A 15,484-nucleotide genomic window follows, 5' to 3' on the forward strand; every position below is an offset into this window, starting at 1 on the left:
ATGAGAGTTGTTGTAAACGGACTTGGAGAAATGGGTGCGTCGCTGGCACTTGCGATCAAAAATTCGCGTGATGATGCTGAAATTATTGGCGTTGATCGAAATTTAGACGCTTTAAATAAGGCAAAAAAAATTGATCTTGTGGTTGATACATCTTCAGATTTGAAGAGTGTTGTGGCTGATGCAGATGTAATCATTTTAGCGACACCAATTCGGGCGATTATTGCAACTCTACATGATTTATTAGATTTAACTCTGAAGCCAGGTGTGTTAATCATGGACACTGGCAGTACGAAGGACCAAGTCATGCAGGCCGCTCAGCCACTAATAAAAAAAGGAATTGCTTTTGTTGGTGGGCATGCCATGGCTGGTACACAAAGAGCCGGCATTGATGCCGTTGATGGACATTTATATGATCAGGTGCCATATTTTTTGGTTTCTGATGATCAAGATGCTGTATATCGTGCTAAAGAATTGCTAAACGGTATTGGTGTGCACATTATTAGAGTTGAGGCTCAACAACATGATTTAATGATGGCTTATTTAAGCGATCTGCCCCATGTTGTGGCAGCCACGTTAGTTAACAGCACCACCCAGACACTAACGGATTATCCTGAATTGCCAAATTATGCAGCAGGCGGTTTTAAGGATACAACTCGAATTGGAGCAGCCGATCCCCAAATGTGGACAGATATTTTAATGACCAATCATGATGCGACACTTGAGTCGTTGGAAAGCTTTCAATCAAGCCTTAATCGAGTAATTGAGGCTTTAAAAGCAAATGATGCTACAACAATTTATGATTTTTTCGATCATTCAAAACAGTTGCGGCAAAAGTTTTAAGGGGGATTTTTGATGACTTCAAGCATTGCATTGATCGGCTTTATGGGAGCTGGCAAAACAACTGTTGGGGCTAAATTGGCGCCTCAGTTGAATACATATCAGCGTGATTTGGATGAAGTAATTGAACGAGAATTAGGAGAGTCCATTCAAGAATTTTTTGCTCGTGAAGGTGAAGAACGGTTTAGATTGATCGAAACTCAAGCCTTAAAAAAACAACTAGATCAGGTTGGAGTCTTATCAACCGGTGGTGGTGTTGTGATGCGCAAAGAAAATCGTGGTTTGCTCAGCAAATCGAAGGTGCCGGTTATTTATTTAAGAACACAACCAGAGGAACTGTTAGATCGCCTTCAAGGGGATGAACAGCGCCCACTTCTTCAGCAAATGGATCGTGATGGCTTCATTCGCTTATGGGAGTATCGCGACCCACTGTATCGTGAGGCTGCGGATATCATTGTTGACACTGACGGGATTAATGCAGATCAGGTGGCAACACAGATTATTGAACAATTGGAGGATGATTAACTACCATGGATGAATTGCGTGAACAAATTGATGAATGTGATGATCAGATAATGACAGCTTTAGATCAACGGCTAAAGGTTGTTCGGCAAGTTGCTGATTATAAAAAGAACCATAATATGCCAGTTAAACAAACTGACCGAATGGATCAGCTTGTGAAAAGATTAATTGATAAATTTGGGGATGAAAATCTTACGGATGATTTCATTGCGCACTTATATGGGGTGATCATGGAACATGCAATCAGTTTAGAAAATGAGACACTTAGCTAATATTATTAATGATTTCCAACACATTATTAATCTTTTTAATGAAAATCTCATATTTCGTGTTGACATTCATATTTTCTCGTAGTAAATTAATACCAATCAAATAAATCGAAACAAGCAATGACAAGGAAAAGTAGAGATGGTCAGCGTATTCACAGAGAGCTTTGTTAGCTGAGAGAAGCAACGCTGATTGGTTTCGAAAGTAGCCTTCGAGCTATCCGCTGAACCAAGTAGGCAGGATTGGGAGTGCCCATTAACGCACCAACGTATTAACTTCATTAGGATGAGCGGCGTCCTGCGCGACAGCTCGTGTCACTTTAAAGAACTTTGTTAAGGTGGCTCTGCTTTTGATGATTAGTGCGTGGCAGAGGCAGCTATGGTAATGTAGCTGTAAAGTTAAGGGTGGTAACACGCATCGGCGTCCTTAAGATCTTTAGATAGGTCTTATGGGCGCTTTTTTGTGTTTTTTGATGTGGCTTGGCTGACTCGATTAATTTTAGAAGTTGCGTCGTTTCGATAAAGATGGTGAGTGTATCAACGTAGTAGGGTGACGTGATTACTAAAGTGGAAGGGTGAAGGTGTATGGAAATGACAATGACGATCGAAAAAATGATTTGCAAACATTGTGGTGCAGAAGTACCATTTGGCAAATATTGTAGTGAGTGTGGCGCCAAGGTGTGTAATGACAAAGGTGCCAAACCATATCGGACGACGTTTTGTGTTAACTGTGGTGCTATGACACCGGATGCCAAGTATTGTTCACGTTGTGGATACAAGAAGAACTATCAAGACTTTTAATTATTAACCCAGAACGGACAATTACTTAATTTTCAAAAAAAGGGTTGACATTACTCAAAATTATAGTAAGTTATTAACAAGGATTCTAATTAAACTCTAATCAGAATTTAATTTAATTCTTTGAAAGGAGGTGAATAGATGCAAACGAAACAGTCAAGTAAGACACAACTTAGCGGAGCAGAATTATTAATTAATTCACTTGCAAAACAACAAGTTAACATGATTTTCGGATATCCCGGTGGTACGATCCTGCCTCAGTACGATGTGATGTATCAACAGCATTTTAAAAACATCCTAGTGAGACATGAGCAAGGTGCAACCCACGCAGCAGAAGGGTACGCCAAATCGACTGGCAAAACTGGAGTGGTTCTGGTAACCAGCGGTCCTGGTGCTACAAATGCGCTGACAGGGATTGCAGATGCAATGAGGGATTCCGTACCGATGGTCGTTTTCACAGGGCAGGTTGGCACCAAGCTAATTGGAACAGACGCGTTTCAGGAAGCTAACGTGCTAAGCCTGACGGATTCGATCACCAAACGTAATTATCAAGTTCAATCGCCTGGCGATGTACCGCAAATTGTTGCAGAAGCGTTTGCCACAGCACAAACAGGACGCAAAGGACCGGTCGTTGTGGATTTGCCAAAAGATGTAATGGCAAAAACGATTGAGACTGATGATTCAATACCTCAACAGTTTGATTTACCTCAAACAGATGGAATTAGCCAAGAGTCAACCGATAACATGCAAGCAATTTTGCAAGCTCTTAGTCACTCAAGTAGGCCGTTAATGATTGCCGGTGGCGGTGTCGTTGCGGCGAAGGCTAGTCCAGAATTCATAGAATTTGCCCATCAACATCAGATCCCGGTAATTGCTTCATTGCTAGGATTAGGGGTTATGCCAACGGCGGACCCATTGTTCATGGGAATGGCAGGTATGCATGGTTCGTATGCTGCTAACATGGCACTACATAAATGTGATTTATTAATTAACGTTGGATGTCGGTTTGAAGATCGTCTGGCGACTAATACCAAACGATTTGCTCCAAATGCGGAAATTGCGCATATTGATATTGATCCTGCAGAGATCGGTAAAATTATACCAACCAAGTATCGAGTCGTAGCTGATGCAAAAGAGGCTTTAACAAGTATGTTAGAGTTTGACACAACAGCAGATCATCACACGGACTGGATGGCAGAAAATACCGAACGAAAACAGCAACATCCGTATCATTACACAAAAGAAGCTGGAAAGATCAAACCGCAGCAACTGATTGAAAAAGTTGGTGCATTGACTGAAGGTAAGGCGTATGTGGTTACTGATGTTGGTCAACATCAGATGTGGGCAGCCCAGTTTTATCCTTATTCTTTCCCAGGACAGCTAGTAACTAGTGGTGGTCTTGGAACCATGGGATTTGGACTTCCAGCCGCGATTGGAACTCAATTTGCGCATCCTGATCAACCAATTATCTTGTTTACTGGTGATGGCAGTTTACAGATGACAAGCGAAGAAATGGATGTTTTGAGTGCCTATGGTCTCAACGTTAAAGTGATTCTGCTCAATAACGGAACACTGGGAATGGTAAGACAGTGGCAAGACCTGTTCTATGACGAACGACGTTCACAAACTGTTTTCCATGAGCAACCAGATTTTCAAAAGTTAGCGCAGGCTTACGGACTTGAGAACTACTTGTTGGATCCGAAAGGTCCATGGGAATCGCAGCTTGAAGATGCCTTAACTTCAGAACACTCAGCTTTGATTGAAGTGCCAATTCCTAAATTAGGGGCTGTTCAGCCGATGATTGCACCTGGTCAGTCAAACGACCATATGATGGATGTTGATTAAAGAGTGTTTCTGTGTAGTTGCACAGCGAAGTATTATTTGTAAGACAAACTCAATTTGTATTAGTTAATTAATTAAATGAAAATATTGGAGGAAATACATATGTCAGTAGATATGCTATATGAGAAAGATGTTACAACACATTATTTGGATGGTAAGAAATTCGCCTTTATCGGTTATGGTGCACAAGGTCATGCTCAAGCTAACAACTTACGTGATTCGGGTTACGATGTAATCATCGGTGTTCGCCAAGGTAAATCATTTGATGCTGCTAAACGTGACGGTTTTGAAGTATATTCAGTAGCCGAAGCAACAAAGCAGGCAGATATTGTTCAAATGTTAACCACTGATGAAGCAATGGCTGAAGTCTATAAAGACGAAGTTGCACCTAACTTAAAGAAGGGCGCTACATTAGGTTTCTCACACGGCTTTAACGTTTACTACAAAGAAATTGTTCCACCAGAAGACTCAGATGTTATCATGATGGCCCCTAAAGGTCCAGGTAACCTTTGCCGTCGTACTTATAAAGAAGGATTTGGTGTTCCAGCACTTTATGGCTACTACCAAGATGCTTCAGGTCATGCTGAAGATAAGTCAAAGGAATTTGCCAAAGGTAATGGTGCAGCACGTGCCGGATTACTTAAGACTACATTCAAGGAAGAAACTGATGAAGACCTGTTCGGTGAACAAAACGTCCTCATGGGTGGTGTGACTGCCTTGATTGAAACTGGATTTGAAGTATTAACTGAAGCTGGTTACTCACCACAACTTGCTTACTTTGAAGTTGATCACGAAATGAAATTGATCTGTGACTTGATCTATGAGGGTGGTTTCAAGAAGATGTACGAAGACTGCTCAAACACTTCAGAATATGGTTCATACACTCGTGGACCACGTGTCATCGGACCAGAATCAAAAGAAGCTATGAAGAAGAACTTGACTGAAATCCAAGATGGGACCTTTGCTAAGGAATTCATGGCTGACTACCGTGATGGTTTCAAGAAGCTCTATGCATACCGTAAGGAAATGGAAAACTCACAACTTCAAAAAGTCGGTGACGAATTGCGTTCAAAGATGCCATTTGTTAACGAAGCAGATAAGTACAACACTCCAGAAAAATAAGCTTTTTGTCTAAGTAATACACATAAATCTGATTGTCCTTGAGGGCGGACAGAAAATGCCCTCCACATAATCCTCTAAAGTAATGTAAACCAAAAAGTGAAAAGGGCCGCAAGTCACATTTAGTGGCTAGGTCCTTTTTTGCTATTCGAAGGAAAGTTTAATTAGTTGAATACGAAAAAAGAAAGGGTGGTGGCGAAATGGCAGTCACAAAACAAGAAGTTTTAACTAAGTCTGATGTCGAAAAAGCAAACGAGGTGTTGGCACCCATTATTCGCCACACTCCGTTACAATATGATGTTTATTTATCTCAAAAGTACGATTGTCAGGTGTACTTGAAACGCGAAGATTTACAGGCAGTCCGTTCGTTTAAAATTCGTGGAGCATATTATGCAATTAGCCAAACAACACCAGAGCAGCGTGACCGCGGGGTTGTTTGTGCGAGCGCTGGTAACCATGCACAAGGAGTGGCATGGACATGCCATCGGATGGGAATTCATGCAACCATTTTTATGCCGGTGACAACACCGAAACAAAAGGTGGGGCAGGTTCAGTTCTTTGGTGGTGATAATGTCACCATTAAGTTAACCGGTGATACTTTTGATGCATCGGCGAGTGCCGCAAATGAATTTTGTGAACGGGAAAATCAAACGTTTATTGCTCCATTTGATAATTTAAATACTATGGCGGGTCAGGGAACAATCGCTGCTGAAATTTTTGAAGACGCTAAGAAGAGCAATCTCCAAGTTGACTACCTTACCGTTGCCATTGGCGGTGGTGGTCTGATTAGCGGTATTTCAACATACGCGAAGGGCGAAAGTCCTGATACCAAGGTAGTGGGGGTTGAACCAGCAAGTGCTGCATCAATGAAAGCGGCTTTTGATGCTGGTAAACCGACCACGTTAGAAGAAATGGATACATTCGTTGATGGGGCCGCGGTTCGTACCGCTGGAGAGCTAACTTATGCAACTGCTAAACGCAATGTTGATCAACTGACACAAGTGCCGGAAGGGGCTGTTTGTCAGACAATTCTTGATTTATACAGTAAGGAAGCAATTGTGGCCGAGCCAGCGGGGGCTTTAAGTGTTGGTGCCCTAGAAAATTTGCGTGATGAAATTAAGGGTAAGTCCGTTGTTTGTGTCATCAGCGGTGGTAACAATGACATTAACCGGATGCAAGAAATTGAAGAACGTGCTTTGATTTATGGTGGTGTTCAACACTATTTCATCGTTGATTTTCCACAGCGTCCAGGTGCACTACGCGAATTTGTTAGCGAAGTTTTAGGACCAGATGATGATATTACCAAGTTTGAATACACTAAGAAGGTCAACCGTGGCCAAGGCCCCGTGTTAATTGGTGTTTTACTTGGTGATAAGAATACTTATCCTGATTTAATCGAACGAATGAAAAAATTTGATCCTCACTACATCAACCTGGTAGACAACCAGATGCTTTACACGATGCTTGTATAGTTTGACGAAGGAAGGTGAGGGATTGTCACAAGCGATTTTGTCATTCAAAGATGTCTCATTGCAACGGTCTGATCGAACGATTTTAAAGCATATTGACTGGACAATTAAGCCCAAGGAGAATTGGGCGATTCTTGGGTTGAATGGGGCTGGTAAAACAACGATGCTTAAGATGATTCATGGTGATTTATGGCCGACAACCGGACAGCTAGAAGTGTTAGGTGGTCTCTTTGGTCACATTTCGATTCCAGAATTAACCAGACGAATTGGTTGGGTCAGTACCGCACTGCAAGACTGGTTGCATCCTGGTGATTTAGTCGAAAAAATTGTTTTGTCTGGCAAGTTTGCTAGTATTGGCCTTTACGAAAGATACACCCAACAGGAGCTAGACCAAGCAAAAACAATCTTAAGTGACATGGGTGGCGCCAAGTTAATTGGTAAAACCTACATGGTGTTGTCGCAAGGCGAACGGCAATTGGTAATGATTGCAAGAGCAATGATGGCACAACCGGAACTACTAATTTTAGATGAACCATGTAACGGGCTCGACTTGTTTGCTAGAGAGAGTCTATTACAAAGAGTTGCAAAAATTGCTGATATGCCAAATAGCCCGGCGCTATTGTTTGTTTCGCATTACACGGAAGAGTTAATGCCATGTTTTCAAAATGTACTGTTACTAAAAAATGGACAGGTATTCCAAAAGGGTAAGCGAAAGGATATATTGACCAACAATAACCTAGCCAATTTCTATGAGGCCCCAATCCAGACCGCACAGATTGACGAGGATTATCCCCAAAAACAGAGTGATTGAAAACACGTTTAGATGCCGTGGTATAAAGCAAGAATCCCCCGTATCGATTGAACTTTGATCGGTACGGGGGATTCTTGCTTTATACGATAGGCATCTGTGTTTTCAATCACGTTTCAGCGAGAAAAGTGGAAAGATGAGAACTCAACAAACTTCTTAATTTTTCCTTAGGAACACGCGCAAAAAGTCCAAAATAATATAATTAAAAACTGATGTTTAGTATAATAGTATCAACGCAAAACAACTAAAACAATTGGAGGACAAGGATGAACAATTACCGGTCACAAAACTGGCTATTGCGATTTTTAAAAGGATCATTAATTGGAACGGGATTTATTCTACCAGGAATCAGTGGTGGCGCGCTTGCGGCCGTGTTTGGATTGTACGAACGACTGATCGATTTCTTGGCACACCCGTTTAAAAAACTTACTTCAAATATTATCTTCTTTCTACCAGTCGGTGTTGGTGCGATTGGCGGAATTTTTTTACTCTCGTTTGCCATCAGTTATCTTCTTGGCAATTTTGAAACAATCATCCTATGGTTCTTCATTGGCGCAATTGTCGGTACAGTACCAGCATTGTGGCAGGATGCTGGTAAGCAAGGGAGGCGCCCACGAGACGTAATTATTATGTCTGCATCATTCGTTGCCATGGCACTATTTCTAATGTTTGGGGCACCACTGTTTTCTGAGATTGAACCCACGTTTGGTGCTTGGATCATGGGTGGAGCGCTGATCGGATTAGGATTAGTGATTCCTGGCTTAAGTCCATCAAATTTTTTAATTTATCTTGGACTGTACAAACCGATGAGTGATGCAATTAAAATTGGTGATGTGACAGTACTATTGCCACTCGTGATTGGTGTCGTGTTGATCATTGCGGTGATGGCTAAATTAATGGATCACCTGTTCAGAGTAATTTACTCACAACTATTTCACTTTATTTTGGGAATAGTTTTAGCTTCAACAATCATGATTATTCCTTCAGATGTCGTGAACCTATCTGTCGGTGGCATTCTGATATCAATCGTAATGTTAACCATCGGTACTTGGCTCGGTTGGTGGATGAGTCGACTAGATCAAACTGCTCGTTAAAATATAGGAGGAAAATAATTTGACAGTGAGTCTAATCTATTGGATCGGATTCTTTGCCTTTATCATCGTAATGCTTGCCTTGGACCTGGGCGTATTTCACCGCCATAATGACACACCAACAATAAAATCTTCGTTACTGTGGAGTGCTTTTTGGATTGGACTGGCATTTGCATTTGCAGGTGGTATTTGGGTTCTAGGTGGTTCAGAACCCTCGCTTGATTTTATAACGGCATACCTGCTAGAAAAATCACTGAGTATTGATAACTTGTTTATCTTTATTCTAGTGTTTGGTTTCTTTAAAATCGATCCAAAATATCAACACAGATTATTATTTTGGGGTGTGTTTGGTGCTTTGGTCATGCGAGTACTTTTCATCTTTGCCGGTGTCGCATTGCTTGATAAATTTAAATGGTTAATGATTATTTTTGGAATTTTCTTGATCGTGACTGGTGTCAAAATGCTATTTGAGAAAAAAGATGGCGACACCGATCTGAACGACAACATGATTATGAAAGTTCTTAGAAAATTATTGCCATTCAAGGAGGATGCATCCCAGGCCAAGTTTTTTGTTAAGATTGATGGAAAGAAAATGGCGACACAATTTTTAATGGCACTGTTGTTTATCGAGGCCTCGGATATAATTTTTGCGGTGGACTCAATTCCAGCAGTTCTGTCAGTTTCGCAAAATACTTTCATTGTCGTAACTTCAAATGTGTTTGCGATTATGGGGTTACGATCACTATACTTTGCTTTGAGTGGTATTTTGCCACTATTCAGATACATCAAGTACGCGCTGTCGGTTATTTTGGCATTTATTGGTGTCAAAATGGTATATAACGAAGTTGCAGATTACCTAGACTGGTCATTTCACATTTCCAATATTGCTTCGTTAGTTGTGATTGTCAGTCTGATTACTTTGTCGATTGTAGCGTCGATAATTGTGGATAAGGCCTTAAAAAGAAGACGATTGTAGCAAGCTAATCCGATTCTTAATGATCGGATTTTTTTATTTGTTTTTGTCATAAAAGACGGTATAAAATTAAATCAAAATGGAGATGAAGTTAATGAATCAAATTTCAAGAGATCAATTAACATCAATTCGTCAGTTTGCCTTTGATGATGCATCGAAGGACCACAGTGGCCACGGTGTTGATCATTTAAAAAGAGTAGAACAGCTGATTCACACCATTAGCCAAAAAGAAGAGAATGATGAATCCATATCGGTAGCGGCGGGATTACTTCATGATGTGATTGACGATAAATTGACTAATGATCCAGTGGCAAAATTAACACAAGTGAATCAATTTTTAGTGCGACTAAACATTAGTAATCCAGTGATTGATGAAATCAATCTCACCATTAATAATATGTCATTTTCAAAAACACTCACTGATCAACAAGTTGAATTGTCATTAGCGGGTAAGGTGGTTCAGGATGCTGATCGACTGGATGCAATTGGAGCACTGGGAATTGGGCGAGCCTTCTATTATAGTGGTAAAGTGGGTGAAGCAATGTACGATCCACAAAAAAAGCCCCGGATGCATATGACGAAAGAACAATATCGTCACGAACCAGGGACAACTATTAATCATTTTTATGAAAAATTGCTGTTGATAGTTGATCAATTGAACACTATCACAGCACGTAAAATTGGACAGCATCGTCAGCAGGTGATGCTTAAATTTATTGCGGAATTTAAAGATGAGTGGGAAGAAATTATCCCAGATGACGGGGACGAGAAGTAGCACGAGAAGTTTTAAATCGCCCCAAGAGTCTGATAGCAGCATTAGTCAGTAGCGAGACTACCAACGCAAATGCCATCGCTGAATAGATAATAATCATGAATTGCTTGAATCCGTCAAGTGACCAGCCAAACAGGCCAATGGGGATGCTGATAACAACTAAAATAATCAAAAAGCCGACAATACCGATGCGGGCATTTTTGATATCTGCGCTGCTTAAATCAAAGCCACCGGTACAAATATTGCTACACAAAATAACCCAAATTAGAAGGCCCCAAAATCCAAATGGAGCACCAGAAAGAAGTGACACATCTAAAAAATCACCCGATGATTCGAAGGTTGCCACAACTTGTGGCAACAGCCATTGAGTTAATGCTAAGATTGCTAAGGTATTGCCGATGATCGGTGCCACACCGATGAAAACATTTCCTACCTGTTGATAGACGCTCCGTTCATTCCACGAATGGTTAACATACCCAAGCGAATTATCATCAGGATCTTTTCGTGAAGGTAGTCTAACAAGGCGAAAGCTAGTGATTTTATGCCGGAATACGAGAGCCATCAATAAGTGACTAAGTTCATGGATGATGATACCGATGAAAGCCCCAAACACTTGGGCACGAAAACCTAAGATATTAACAATTTTCTGTTTATTATTATGGTTAATAATTACCAGTAAAGTACCGAGAATAGATGGGATAACAACCAGATACAAAATAATTTGAATGAAATCATTAACGATAGTCTGAATCATGCGATCCCCTCCTGTTGCGGTTATTGTTGTTGCAGATCTTCAAAGCTTGCATGGACTAGTGTAGCAAGATCTTGACCATTTAGCTTCACTGATCGGCCAATTTTACCGGAGGAGACGTATATGAAAGGGGTATCTTTAGCGGACTGATCAATATAGATCGGGTATTTAAATTTTTCGTAAATTCCAATCGGTGTGTTAGCACCATGCTGATATCCGGTAGTTTTTAGCAGATCTTTTAAAGGAACCATGTTGACTTTCTTATTACCAGATACCCGGGCCAGAGCCTTTTCATTTAAATGAGTGTCCACGGGAACGACACCAACCACTGGGCCAGTTGTTTCACCGGCTAATACTAGTGTCTTGTAGATTAAGTGTTCTTCAATACCGTTATGTTCAACATTTAGTTGAGCGACATCACCTTCCTGATGTGTTGGAAATTCAGCCTGCTCATATTCAATTTTATTTTTATCTAAGATTTGTTCAACCAATGTTTTTTTTACTTTTTTCTTTTTACTCATCGTGATTACCTCTAGTTTAAATTATGATGTGGATCGAACCAATTTTTTAAAAGTATACAACCAATTCTGCAAATCTGGTATACTCTAAGCAAGTCAACATGGCAATTGTCAATATTTAGGAGCTTAATGAAATGGCAGACTTAGTATATCGTGAGGTCATGCATGATCTCAAGAACCGAATTTTTAATAATCAGTTCGACAACAAAAAGCTACCTGACGAACGGAGTCTAAGTGAGTCTTATGGTGTGAGTCGCAGTTCTATTAAACGTGCACTTAATGTCTTAGCTCAGCAGGGGATTATTTTTAAAAAACGTGGATCTGGCACATTTATCAATCCATTATATTTGAAAAACCAATCGTTATTCCAATATGAAGGAACCAATTTAGGTGTTACTGATAGTTTTAATCTAGACGGTCAACACCCAAGTGTCAAATTATTGGACTATCAAGTTGTACCAGCCAATAGTGATCTTCAACAGGATCTTTTTCTAAACGAGAATGATTTTGTCTATCAAATTAAACGACTACGTCTGCTTGATGATAAACCAATCATTATTGAGACTGGTTATATTCCAATCAAGGTTGCTCCTGAGCTAACGCCAAGTATCGTTCAAGGATCCATCTTTAACTATCTTGAAGACAGCGAAGGAAAATCAGTAACTAAGTCATTTATGTCCATTATGGCTGAACCGTCTAATGATGAGGATCATCAATTATTGGGTCTTAGTGATCGTGAACCAGTCGGCATCATGGAAGGAATTTTCTTCTTAGATGACGGCACGCCATTTGAGTTTTCAAATATGCGAGTTCACTATAAATATTTAAAATATAATACATTTGTTAGCTTGGATGAAGAGTAGGTGGGCGTTCGGACATAATATGTCCGGACAACTACCTACTTTTTTATAACAAAACGGTTAAAAACAGGAGTAAACTATTTAAATTTATATTTCTAAAGTAGTATACTGTCACTAGTAACGGAGTTCTTATGCTTCGAAAATTGGACCGTATCAATTTTCAAAAAGGTTGACTTTTCTCAAAAAGTCAGTATCATAGTGTTTGTAAATTGATGTAAATAAACTTTCGAGGGTATATTTACGTTGCGTTACACAGTCAAGATGATAAGTAGTTATCAATTTATTGAAGGAGTGTTAATTTCATGGCAGTAGATTACGATTCCAAAGAATATTTGGAAAAAGTTGACGCATGGTGGCGTGCTAGTACCTACCTTTCAGGCGGCATGATCTTCTTGAAGAACAACCCATTGTTCTCAGTTACGAAGACACCTATTAAGGCAAGCGATATCAAGGTTAAGCCAATTGGTCACTGGGGTACTATCTCAGGCCAAACTTTCCTATATGCACATGCCAACCGTTTGATTAACAAGTACGGTTTAAACATGTTCTACATCGGTGGCCCAGGTCATGGTGGCCAAGTTATGGTTACAAACGCATACTTGGACGGTTCATATACTGAAGACTACCCAGAAATTACCCAAGATCTTGAAGGTATGTCACGCTTATACAAGCGTTTCTCATTCCCAGGTGGTATTGGTTCACATATGACTGCTCAAACACCAGGTTCACTTCACGAAGGTGGCGAACTTGGTTACTCACTTTCACACGCAACTGGTGCTGTTTTGGATAACCCAGATCAGATCGCATTTACTGTTGTTGGTGATGGTGAAGCAGAAACTGGCCCTGCAATGACTGCATGGCACTCAATCAAGTTCTTGAACCCTAAGAATGATGGTGCTGTTTTACCAACACTTGATTTGAACGGATTCAAGATTTCAAACCCAACTATCTTCTCACGGATGAGTGATGTAGAAATCACTAAGTTCTTCGAAGGCTTAGGCTACTCACCTCGTTTCCTTGAAAACAACGAAATTCATGACTTTGAAACATATCATGAAAAGGCAGCTAAGATCTATGATCGTGCCATCGAAGATATCAAGGACATCCAAAGTGACGCACGTGATAAGGGTCGCTACCAAGATGGTGAAGTACCAGCTTGGCCAGTTATCATTGCTCGTTTGCCAAAGGGCTGGGGTGGTCCTACACACAACCCAGCAGGCGAACCAATCGAAAACTCATTCCGTGCTCACCAAGTTCCACTTGGTTTGTCACAGAAGAACCTTGATGAACTACCAGAATTCGAAGCTTGGATGAACTCATACAAGCCAGAAGAATTATTCAACACTGATGGTTCATTAAAGAAAGAAGTTGCCGACTTTGCACCTAAGGGTGACAAGCGTATGGCAATGAACCCAGTTGCTAATGGTGGCCGTGCTCGTGGTGAAAAGCCAGAATTACTCGACTTGCCAGACTGGAAAGACTTCAGCAATGATGTTAACGCAGAAAACCGCGGTACTACATTTGCTGATCAAAATCGTAACATGGATATGAACGTTTTATCTGGTTACCTTGCAAAATTATCACAAAAGAACCCTAAGTCATTCCGCTTCTTCGGACCTGACGAAACTATGTCAAACCGTCTATGGGAAATGTTTAAGGTTACCAACCGTCAATGGATGGAAGAAATCAAAGAACCAAATGACCAACACGAAGCCCCAGAAGGCCGTATCTTGGATGCTCAATTATCAGAACACCAAGCTGAAGGCTGGCTTGAAGCTTATACATTAACTGGTCGTACCGGTATCTTTGCTTCATACGAATCATTCCTTCGCGTTGTGGATTCAATGATCACACAGCACTTCAAGTGGATTCGTCAAGCTTCTGTTGAAGACTGGCGCAATGATTACCCATCATTGAACTTGATTTCAACATCAACTGTGTTCCAACAAGACCACAATGGTTACACTCACCAAGATCCAGGTCTGTTGACTCACTTAGCTGAAAAGAAGTCAGACTTTGTTCGTCAATACTTGCCAGCTGATGGTAACACATTGCTCGCTGTATTTGATCGTGCATTCACTGAACGTCAAAAGATTAACCACATTGTTGCTTCAAAGCAACCACGTCAACAATGGTTCTCAGTTGATGAAGCTGAAGAATTAGCAACTACTGGTCTTAAGACAATTGATTGGGCTTCAACTGTTGCTGAAGGTGACAAGGCTGATATCGTCTTTGCTTCTGCTGGTGTTGAACCAACAATCGAAACATTGGCTGCTATTGACTTGATCAACGAAGCATTCCCACAAGTTAAGTTCCGTTATGTCAACGTTGTTGAACTTGACCGTCTCCAAAAGAAGAACGGACCTTTGAACGCAGAACGTTCATTGACTGACGATGAATTTACTAAGTTCTTCGGCGAATCAGGTACTCCTGTATTGTTCGGCTTCCACGGTTATGAAGACTTGATCGAATCAATGTTCTACGAACGTGGACACCTTGGCCTTCATGTTCATGGTTATCGTGAAGATGGTGATATCACAACTGCATACGACATGCGTGTATATTCAGAATTGGATCGCTTCCACCAAGCTAAAGATGCTGTTTCAGTATTGACTAGCGAAGGCGTAGTTTCAGACGCTGATGGTAAGGCATTCGATAAGAAGATGGACGACATTCTTGCAAAGCACTTTGATGTTACTCGTAACGAAGGTCGCGATATCGAAGAATTCACTAACTGGAAGTGGACTGCACTTAAGAAGTAATTTAATTACTGATTATTGCTGATACAACCAAAAAAAGCAGATGCAAATTGCATCTGCTTTTTTTGTGGTTCTTCGTCAAGAAGTACTGATAGAAAA

15 protein-coding genes are annotated in these 15,484 nt (G+C 40.7%); 13 read left to right on the top strand and 2 right to left on the bottom strand.

The genetic code is table 11. From position 1 onward, the window contains the following. The 11 genes from FD16_RS10120 (at position 1) to FD16_RS10170 (ending at position 10,500) form a co-directional block, all read left to right on the top strand. Complete coding sequence (locus tag FD16_RS10120) at positions 1-840, top strand: prephenate dehydrogenase (RefSeq protein ID WP_010621429.1); 840 nt, start codon at positions 1-3, stop codon at positions 838-840. Positions 841-852: 12 nt separating this feature from the next. Beyond that, a complete protein-coding gene (locus FD16_RS10125) occupies positions 853-1,362 on the top strand; it encodes a shikimate kinase (RefSeq protein WP_010621430.1) in 510 nt (169 codons plus the stop codon). A 5-nt stretch (positions 1,363-1,367) separates the two neighbouring features. Then, complete coding sequence (locus FD16_RS10130) at positions 1,368-1,631, top strand: chorismate mutase (protein WP_010621431.1); 264 nt, start codon at positions 1,368-1,370, stop codon at positions 1,629-1,631. A 579-nt stretch (positions 1,632-2,210) separates the two neighbouring features. Further along, on the top strand, positions 2,211-2,426 hold the full coding sequence (locus FD16_RS10135; RefSeq protein WP_010621432.1) for a zinc ribbon domain-containing protein: 216 nt from the start codon (positions 2,211-2,213) through the stop codon (positions 2,424-2,426). Between the two features lie 138 nt (positions 2,427-2,564). After that, positions 2,565-4,268 carry a biosynthetic-type acetolactate synthase large subunit gene (gene ilvB / locus FD16_RS10140; RefSeq protein ID WP_010621433.1) on the top strand — a complete coding sequence of 568 codons (1,704 nt, stop codon included), beginning with the start codon at positions 2,565-2,567 and terminating at the stop codon, positions 4,266-4,268. 99 nt (positions 4,269-4,367) lie between these two features. Further along, positions 4,368-5,387 (top strand): ketol-acid reductoisomerase, encoded by a 1,020-nt coding sequence (ilvC, locus tag FD16_RS10145; protein ID WP_010621434.1) that lies wholly within the window; start codon positions 4,368-4,370, stop codon positions 5,385-5,387. A gap of 197 nt (positions 5,388-5,584) precedes the next feature. Then, on the top strand, positions 5,585-6,856 hold the full coding sequence (ilvA, locus tag FD16_RS10150) for a threonine ammonia-lyase IlvA (RefSeq protein WP_010621435.1): 1,272 nt from the start codon (positions 5,585-5,587) through the stop codon (positions 6,854-6,856). A 22-nt stretch (positions 6,857-6,878) separates the two neighbouring features. Then, positions 6,879-7,664, top strand: a complete 786-nt coding sequence (locus tag FD16_RS10155) for an ABC transporter ATP-binding protein (RefSeq protein ID WP_010621436.1) — start codon at positions 6,879-6,881, stop codon at positions 7,662-7,664. 263 nt (positions 7,665-7,927) lie between these two features. Beyond that, the gene (locus FD16_RS10160) at positions 7,928-8,755 is read left to right on the top strand and encodes a DUF368 domain-containing protein (protein ID WP_010621437.1); all 828 of its coding nucleotides are present in this window, start codon (positions 7,928-7,930) and stop codon (positions 8,753-8,755) included. Between the two features lie 19 nt (positions 8,756-8,774). After that, positions 8,775-9,728, top strand: coding sequence for a TerC family protein (locus FD16_RS10165; protein WP_010621438.1), 954 nt, complete (start codon positions 8,775-8,777; stop codon positions 9,726-9,728). Positions 9,729-9,819: 91 nt separating this feature from the next. Continuing rightward, on the top strand, positions 9,820-10,500 hold the full coding sequence (locus FD16_RS10170) for an HD domain-containing protein (RefSeq protein WP_010621439.1): 681 nt from the start codon (positions 9,820-9,822) through the stop codon (positions 10,498-10,500). Here FD16_RS10170 and FD16_RS10175 read toward each other — a convergent pair. Together FD16_RS10175 and ybaK are read right to left on the bottom strand one after the other, a co-directional pair. Further along, positions 10,472-11,251 carry a hypothetical protein gene (locus FD16_RS10175; protein ID WP_010621440.1) on the bottom strand — a complete coding sequence of 260 codons (780 nt, stop codon included), beginning with the start codon at positions 11,249-11,251 and terminating at the stop codon, positions 10,472-10,474. The two genes, FD16_RS10170 and FD16_RS10175, sit on opposite strands and share 29 nt — an antisense overlap. Before the next feature lie 20 nt (positions 11,252-11,271). Then, positions 11,272-11,769, bottom strand: coding sequence for a Cys-tRNA(Pro) deacylase (gene ybaK, locus FD16_RS10180; RefSeq protein ID WP_056938556.1), 498 nt, complete (start codon positions 11,767-11,769; stop codon positions 11,272-11,274). Positions 11,770-11,900: 131 nt separating this feature from the next. On the opposite strand from ybaK, the gene FD16_RS10185 reads away from it, so the two are divergent. Together FD16_RS10185 and FD16_RS10190 are read left to right on the top strand one after the other, a co-directional pair. Continuing rightward, positions 11,901-12,629, top strand: coding sequence for a GntR family transcriptional regulator (locus FD16_RS10185; protein ID WP_010621442.1), 729 nt, complete (start codon positions 11,901-11,903; stop codon positions 12,627-12,629). 299 nt (positions 12,630-12,928) lie between these two features. Continuing rightward, positions 12,929-15,388, top strand: coding sequence for a phosphoketolase family protein (locus FD16_RS10190; RefSeq protein WP_010621443.1), 2,460 nt, complete (start codon positions 12,929-12,931; stop codon positions 15,386-15,388). Positions 15,389-15,484 lie beyond the last annotated feature (96 nt).

The organism is Paucilactobacillus suebicus DSM 5007 = KCTC 3549 (assembly GCF_001434475.1).
GTDB classification, from domain to species: domain Bacteria; phylum Bacillota; class Bacilli; order Lactobacillales; family Lactobacillaceae; genus Paucilactobacillus; species Paucilactobacillus suebicus.